Genomic DNA, 6,458 nt, shown 5'->3' on the forward strand with positions numbered 1-6,458 from the left:
CGGGCAGCAACGCCCCCGCCGAGGGCAGCGCGGCACCCGCCGAGAGCGACAGCGCGGCCCCCGCCGGAGAAGCCGCACCGGCCGGTGGCAACGAGGGCTTCGGCACGCAACAGCGCGGCTGGTAGGCGCGCCGCGTCCTCCCCCGCCGGCGGCGGGCGTCCGATGGGCGCCCGCCGCTTTTTCGTGCACCGCGGCATGTTAGAATCGCGCGTCCGAATCGCTTCGTCCGAATCGCCTCGATTCCGCCCAACTTCATCCGGTAAGCAGACGCCATGTTCTCTTCGCAAGACACCCTCGCCAAAGTCGACCCCGAGCTGTGGTCCGCCATCCAGGCCGAAAACAAGCGCCAGGAAGACCACATCGAACTGATCGCCTCCGAAAACTACGTCTCCCACGCGGTGATGGAAGCCCAGGGCTCCCAGCTCACCAACAAGTACGCCGAGGGCTACCCGGGCAAGCGCTACTACGGTGGCTGCGAGCACGTCGACGTCGCCGAGCAGCTCGCCATCGACCGCCTCAAGGCGCTGTTCGGCGCCGAGGCCGCCAACGTGCAGGCCAACTCGGGCTCGCAGGCCAACCAGGCCGTGCTGATGGCCTTCGCCAAGCCGGGCGACACCATCATGGGCATGAGCCTGGCCGAAGGCGGCCACCTCACCCACGGCATGCCGCTGAACATGTCGGGCAAGTGGTTCAACGTGGTCGCCTACGGCCTCGACGCCAAGGAAGAGATCGACTACGACGCGATGGAGCGTCTGGCGCACGAACACAAGCCGAAGATCATCATCGCCGGCGCCTCCGCCTATTCGCTGCGTATCGACTTCGAGCGCTTCGCCAAGGTTGCCAAGGAAGTCGGCGCGATCTTCTGGGTCGACATGGCGCACTACGCCGGCCTCATCGCCGCGGGCTTCTACCCCAACCCGGTGCCGCACGCCGACGTCGTCACCTCGACCACCCACAAGACCCTGCGCGGCCCGCGCGGCGGCATCATCCTGATGAAGGCCGAGCACGAGAAGGCGCTCAACTCCGCGATCTTCCCCGGCCTGCAGGGCGGCCCGCTGATGCACGTCATCGCCGCCAAGGCGGTGGCCTTCAAGGAAGCCGCCTCGCCCGAGTTCCGCAACTACCAGGAGCAGGTGATCGCCAACGCCCGCGTGATGGCGCGCGTGCTGTCCGAGGAGCGTGGCCTGCGCATCGTGTCCGGCCGTACCGAGAGCCACGTCTTCCTGGTCGACCTGCGCAACAAGAAGATCACCGGCAAGGCCGCCGAGGCGGTTCTGGGCAGCGCCCACATCACCGTGAACAAGAACTCGATCCCGAACGACCCCGAGAAGCCCTTCACCACCTCGGGCATCCGCCTCGGCTCGCCGGCGATGACCACGCGCGGCTTCACCGAGATCGAGGCCGAGAAGATCGCCCACCTGATCGCCGATGTGCTCGACGCGCCGGAAGATGCGGCGGTCATCGAGCGCGTGCGCGCCCAGGTGGCCGAGCTGTGCGCCCGCTTCCCGGTCTACGGCAAGTAAGCCGCCCGGCGGGGCGCGCGCCGACACGGTGCCCGCCCCGCCCGCGATTGCCTCCCGGCCATGAAATGCCCCTTCTGCGGTGACCCCAACACCCAGGTCACCGACACGCGCGAGAACGAGGACGGCGACGTCGTCCGGCGTCGGCGTCGCTGCGTGAAGTGTGACAAGCGCTTCACCACCTACGAGCGCATCGACCTCAAGATGCCGCACATCGTCAAGCGCAACGGCAACCGTACCGAGTTCGACCATGCCAAGCTCGCCGGCAGCATGAAGCTGGCGCTGCGCAAGCGTCCGGTGACCATCGAGGCCATCGACGCCGCGGTCGACCGCATCGAGGCGCGCCTGCTCTCCATGGGCGAGCAGGAGGTGCCGAGCGAGAAGATCGGCGAGCTGGTGATGAAGGAGCTCAAGAAGCTCGACAAGGTCGCCTACATCCGCTTCGCGTCGGTGTATCGCAACTTCGCCGACGTCGACGAGTTCGCCGAGGTGATCCGCGAGGTGCAGACGCGCCCGCGGCGCGGCAAGGCCGACAAGGGCGGAGCGGATCCCGAGCATGACCTTTTCGGCGGCTGACCACGCCGCCATGGCGCGCGCGCTGCAGCTCGCCGCCCGCGGCCTCGACACCACCTCGCCCAACCCGCGCGTGGGCTGCGTGATCGTGCGCGACGGCGTCACCGTAGGCGAGGGCTGGCACGCGCGTGCCGGCGAGGCGCACGCCGAAGTCCACGCGCTGCGCCAGGCCGGCGCGGCCGCGCGCGGCGCCACCGCCTACGTCACCCTGGAGCCGTGCTCGCACTTCGGCCGCACCCCGCCCTGCGCCGACGCGCTGATCGAGGCCGGCGTGGCACGCGTGGTCGCCGCCATGGAAGACCCCAACCCGCTCGTCGCCGGACGCGGGCTCGCCCGCCTGCGCGCCTCCGGCATCGCCACCGCGCACGGCCTGCTCGCCGACGCGGCGCACGAGCTCAACATCGGCTTCGTATCGCGCATGACGCGCGGTCGCCCCTGGGTGCGGCTCAAGGTCGCCGGCACGCTCGACGGCAAGAGCGCGCTCGACAACGGCGTCAGCCAGTGGATCACCGGCCCGGCGGCACGCCGCGACGGCCACCGCTGGCGCGCGCGCGCATGCGCGGTCCTGACCGGCATCGGCACCGTGCGCGAGGACGATCCGCAGCTGAACGTGCGCGACGTGCCGTGCGCACGCCAGCCGCTGCGCATCCTCGTCGACGCGCGCCTGGAGGTCTCGGCGCAGGCCCGCATCCTGCGGGGCGAACCCATCCTGATCGCCACCGCGAGCACCGACGAGGCGCGCATCGACGCGCTGCGCGCGGCCGGCCACGAGCTCGTCTGCGTGCCCAACGCCGCCGGCAAGGTGGAACTCGGCGCGCTGCTGCGCGTGCTGGGCGAGCGCGGCCTCAACGAGGTGCATGTCGAGGCCGGCTTCAAGCTCAACGGCTCGCTGATGCGCGAGGGCTGCGTGGACGAGCTGCTGATCTACCTCGCGCCGATGCTGGTCGGCGACGCCGCGCAGGGGCTGTTCAACCTGCCCGCGCTGACCCGCCTGGAGGGCGCCACGAGGCTGGACATCCGCGACCTGCGCCGCATCGGAGCGGACCTGCGCCTGATCGCGCGGCCGCTGTCGAAGGGCTGAACCCCGCCCGGCGGCGGGTCGCGCGACCCGCCCGCATCAGGCGATCAACGCCCGGCGCACACCGCGCAGCCGGGGTCCCGCCCGAGCGTGACGCTGCGCCACTCCATCGACAGCCCGTCGAGCAGCAGCAGGCGGCCGTCGAGCGTGCGCCCGCAGCCGATGATCACCTTGAGCGCCTCGGCCGCCTGGAGGGTGCCGACGATGCCGACGATGGGGGCGAACACGCCCATCACCGCGCAGCGCACCTCCTCGAGGTCCTCGCCTTCCGGGAACAGGCAGTGGTAGCAGCCGCTGTCGGGCTTGCGCAGGTCGAACACCGAGACCTGGCCGTCGAAGCGGATCGCCGCCCCGGACACCAGCGGCTTGCGGTGCTTCACGCAGGCGCGGTTGATGGCGTGGCGGGTGGCGAAGTTGTCGGTGCAGTCGAGCACGACATCGGCGCGCGCCACCTCGGCCTCGAGCGCCTCGCCCTCGAGCCGCGCCTGGATCGGCTCCAGCCGGGTCTGCGGGTTGAGGCGGTGCAGCGTGGCGCGCGCCGAGGCGACCTTGGGCAGGCCGACCATGTCGGCCGAATGCATGATCTGGCGCTGCAGGTTGGTGAGATCGACCGTGTCGTGGTCGGCGAGCGCGAGGGTGCCGACCCCGGCGGCGGCGAGATACATCGCCGCGGGCGAACCCAGCCCGCCCGCGCCGACGATCAGCGCGCGCGCGTCGAGCAGCGCCTGCTGGCCCTCCACGTCGATCTCGGGCAGCAGGATGTGGCGGCTGTAGCGCAGCAGCTGGTCGTCGTTCATGGCCCGCCTACTTGTATTCGCGCAGGTCGAGCGGGGTGTCGTCGTGGTCGCCGTGCACGTGGTGGTCCCAGGCCTGGATGTAGACCTCGTTGGACTGCTTGATCAGGCGCTCGGGCGACAGCAGGTTGTGGCGCTGGGTCTCCTCGCTGAAATACACCAGCGCCCGCACCAGCTTGATGTAGAGCGAATTCTCCAGCGCGAAGCCGGCCTCGCGCAGCGCGTCCTCGAGCGCCTCGAGCGAATAGTCGAGCACCGAGTAGCGCACCACGATGCCCAGCGGGTCGTCGGTGCGATCGAGCTGCAGGCCCTTGAGCAGTTGCAGCGCCTTCCAGGCGCGCTCCACCTGCCCGGGCGGCAGCGGCTTGAAGCGGATCTCGCGATGCTTGTGGATGTCGGCGCCCGGCACGGGCCGGTCGTGATGCCGGCCCGCCAGCTTGTAGGCAGTTTCCCTGCGCATGATTGTCCCCCCGGCCGGACTCCCGGCTTACTCTTTCGCCGCCGCGGGCTGCGCGGCCTCGACCGCGGCGGCCTTCTCCCCGGCCGCCTCGGCCGCTGCAGCCTGGGCGATGTCCTCGCCCTTGAGCAGGCGGATCGCCTGCTTGAGCTGATGGTCGTTCTCGCCGGCGAGTTCGAAGCGCACCGGCTCGGCCGCCTCGTCCTCCACCGGGGTGCCATCCGCCTTGGCGGCAGCCTTGGCAGCCTTTGCAGCTTCCTCGGCGCCCTTGTCGTTCTCGAGGTGACCCAGCAGGTCGGCCTCGCGCACGCGGCGACTGGAACCGTTGGCGCTCTCCTCGACGACGATGTCGGGCTCGATGCCCTTGGCCTGGATCGAGCGCCCGCTCGGCGTGTAGTAGCGCGCCGTGGTGAGCTTGATCGCGGTGTTGTTGTTGAGCGGCAGGATGGTCTGCACCGAGCCCTTGCCGAAGGTCTGCGTGCCGATCACCTTGGCGCGCTTGTGATCCTGCAGCGCGCCGGCGACGATCTCGGAGGCCGAGGCCGAGCCCGCATTGACCAGCACCACCATCGGCACGTCGCGCGCATACGCCGGCAGGCGGCGCAGGAAGTCGTCGCGGGTGCCGCGCAGGTAGTCGGCCTGGATGGCGCGGTACTCGCGCTTGGCGTCCTCGGTGCGACCGTCGGTGCTCACCACGAGGGTCTCTTCCGGCAGGAAGGCCGCCGACACGCCCACCGCGCCGTGCAGCAGGCCACCGGGGTCGTTGCGCAGGTCGAGCACCAGGCCCTGGACCGGGCCCTGGGCGGCGAGCTTGGCCAGGTGTTCGACCACCGACGCGGCGGTGTTCTCCTGGAACTGGGCGATGCGCAGGTAGGCATAGCCGGGCTCGACCACCTTGGACTTGACGCTCTGCACCTTGATGACTTCGCGCGTCAGCTTGATCACGATCGGCTGCGACTGGCCCTTGCGCATGATGGTCAGCACGATGTCGGTGCGCGGCTTGCCGCGCATGCGCTTGACCGCGTCGTTGAGGCTCATGCCCTTGACCGGGGTGTCGTCGAGCTTGACGATCAGGTCGCCCGCCAGCACGCCGGCGCGGAAGGCCGGGGTGTCCTCGATCGGCGAGATCACCTTGACGAAGCCGTCTTCCATGCCGACCTCGATGCCGAGCCCGCCGAACTCGCCCTGGGTGCCGACCTGGAGGTCCTTGAAGGCCTCCGCGTCGAGGTAGGCGGAGTGCGGATCCAGCCCGGAGAGCATGCCGCCGATCGAGTCGGTGATCAGCTTCTTGTCTTCGACCGGCTCGACGTAGCCCTGCTTGATGGCGTTGAACACGTCGGCATAGGCGCGCAACTCGTCGACCGGCAGCGGCAGGGGCGCGCTGCGGTCGGCGTTGGCGGAGAAATTGAGGCTGATCATGATCCCGGCCACCATGCCGGTCATGACGAGGCCGAACTGTTTCAGCTTGCTGCTGCGCATGAGAACTCCAGTAGTGCGCCGACCGCCCCGGTCGGCCGTCCCGTCTAGTCGAGCCGCATCCATTGCATCGGATTGAGCGCCTGCCCCTGATGACGGATCTCGAAGTATAAACCCGAATCGTTACCCACTCCGCCGCTGCCCACGCTGGCGATCGGCTCGCCACCGCCGACGCGATCGCCCTCCTCCCTGAGCAGGGCGTCGTTGTTGCCGTAGATGCTCAGGTAGTCGCTGCCGTGGTCGACGATGATGAGGTTGCCGTAGCCGCGCAACCAGTCCGAAAAGACCACTTCCCCGCCCGCCACCGCGCGCACCTCGGCGCCGTTGCCCGCACGGATGAACACGCCCTTCCAGGTGGTTCCGCCCTCCGCCCTTGGAGCACCGAAGCGGCCGACGAGTTCTCCGCGCACCGGAAAACGCAGCTGCCCGCGCAGCTGGTTGAAGCGCACGCCGGTGGGGGTGGCGCCGGCGGCATCGCGGACCTCGCCGACGACCGGCTCGGGCCGCTGCGCACGCTCCACCCGCGCCGGCGGCGGCTCCTCGGCACGCGGCGGGTCGAC

7 protein-coding genes are annotated in these 6,458 nt (G+C 70.1%); 3 read left to right on the top strand and 4 right to left on the bottom strand.

Annotation, left to right across the window (positions count from 1 at the left end):
- The first annotated feature begins 272 nt into the window (after positions 1-272).
- The 3 genes from glyA to ribD are packed head-to-tail and all read left to right on the top strand — an operon-like array spanning position 273 to position 3,174.
- Entirely contained in the window at positions 273-1,523 is a 1,251-nt protein-coding gene (glyA, locus tag C667_RS19160) for a serine hydroxymethyltransferase (protein WP_004376835.1), read from the top strand.
- Positions 1,524-1,583: 60 nt separating this feature from the next.
- Positions 1,584-2,096 carry a transcriptional regulator NrdR gene (gene nrdR / locus C667_RS19165; protein WP_004376838.1) on the top strand — a complete coding sequence of 171 codons (513 nt, stop codon included), beginning with the start codon at positions 1,584-1,586 and terminating at the stop codon, positions 2,094-2,096.
- Positions 2,077-3,174, top strand: a complete 1,098-nt coding sequence (ribD, locus tag C667_RS19170) for a bifunctional diaminohydroxyphosphoribosylaminopyrimidine deaminase/5-amino-6-(5-phosphoribosylamino)uracil reductase RibD (protein ID WP_004376840.1) — start codon at positions 2,077-2,079, stop codon at positions 3,172-3,174. Before nrdR ends, ribD begins: the two co-directional genes overlap by 20 nt.
- 44 nt (positions 3,175-3,218) lie before the next feature.
- Here the strand turns inward: ribD and C667_RS19175 are convergent, their stop codons facing one another.
- From C667_RS19175 to C667_RS19190, 4 genes are all read right to left on the bottom strand, one after another.
- Entirely contained in the window at positions 3,219-3,968 is a 750-nt protein-coding gene (locus C667_RS19175; protein ID WP_004376841.1) for a HesA/MoeB/ThiF family protein, read from the bottom strand.
- A gap of 7 nt (positions 3,969-3,975) precedes the next feature.
- Positions 3,976-4,425 (bottom strand): hypothetical protein, encoded by a 450-nt coding sequence (locus C667_RS19180; protein ID WP_004376842.1) that lies wholly within the window; start codon positions 4,423-4,425, stop codon positions 3,976-3,978.
- 27 nt (positions 4,426-4,452) lie between these two features.
- Positions 4,453-5,901, bottom strand: coding sequence for a S41 family peptidase (locus tag C667_RS19185; protein WP_004376844.1), 1,449 nt, complete (start codon positions 5,899-5,901; stop codon positions 4,453-4,455).
- A gap of 44 nt (positions 5,902-5,945) precedes the next feature.
- Positions 5,946-6,458: murein hydrolase activator EnvC family protein (locus C667_RS19190; protein ID WP_004376848.1), on the bottom strand; the 513-nt coding region annotated here is incomplete at its 5' end.

Source organism: Thauera phenylacetica B4P, from assembly GCF_000310225.1.
Lineage (GTDB): Bacteria > Pseudomonadota > Gammaproteobacteria > Burkholderiales > Rhodocyclaceae > Thauera > Thauera phenylacetica.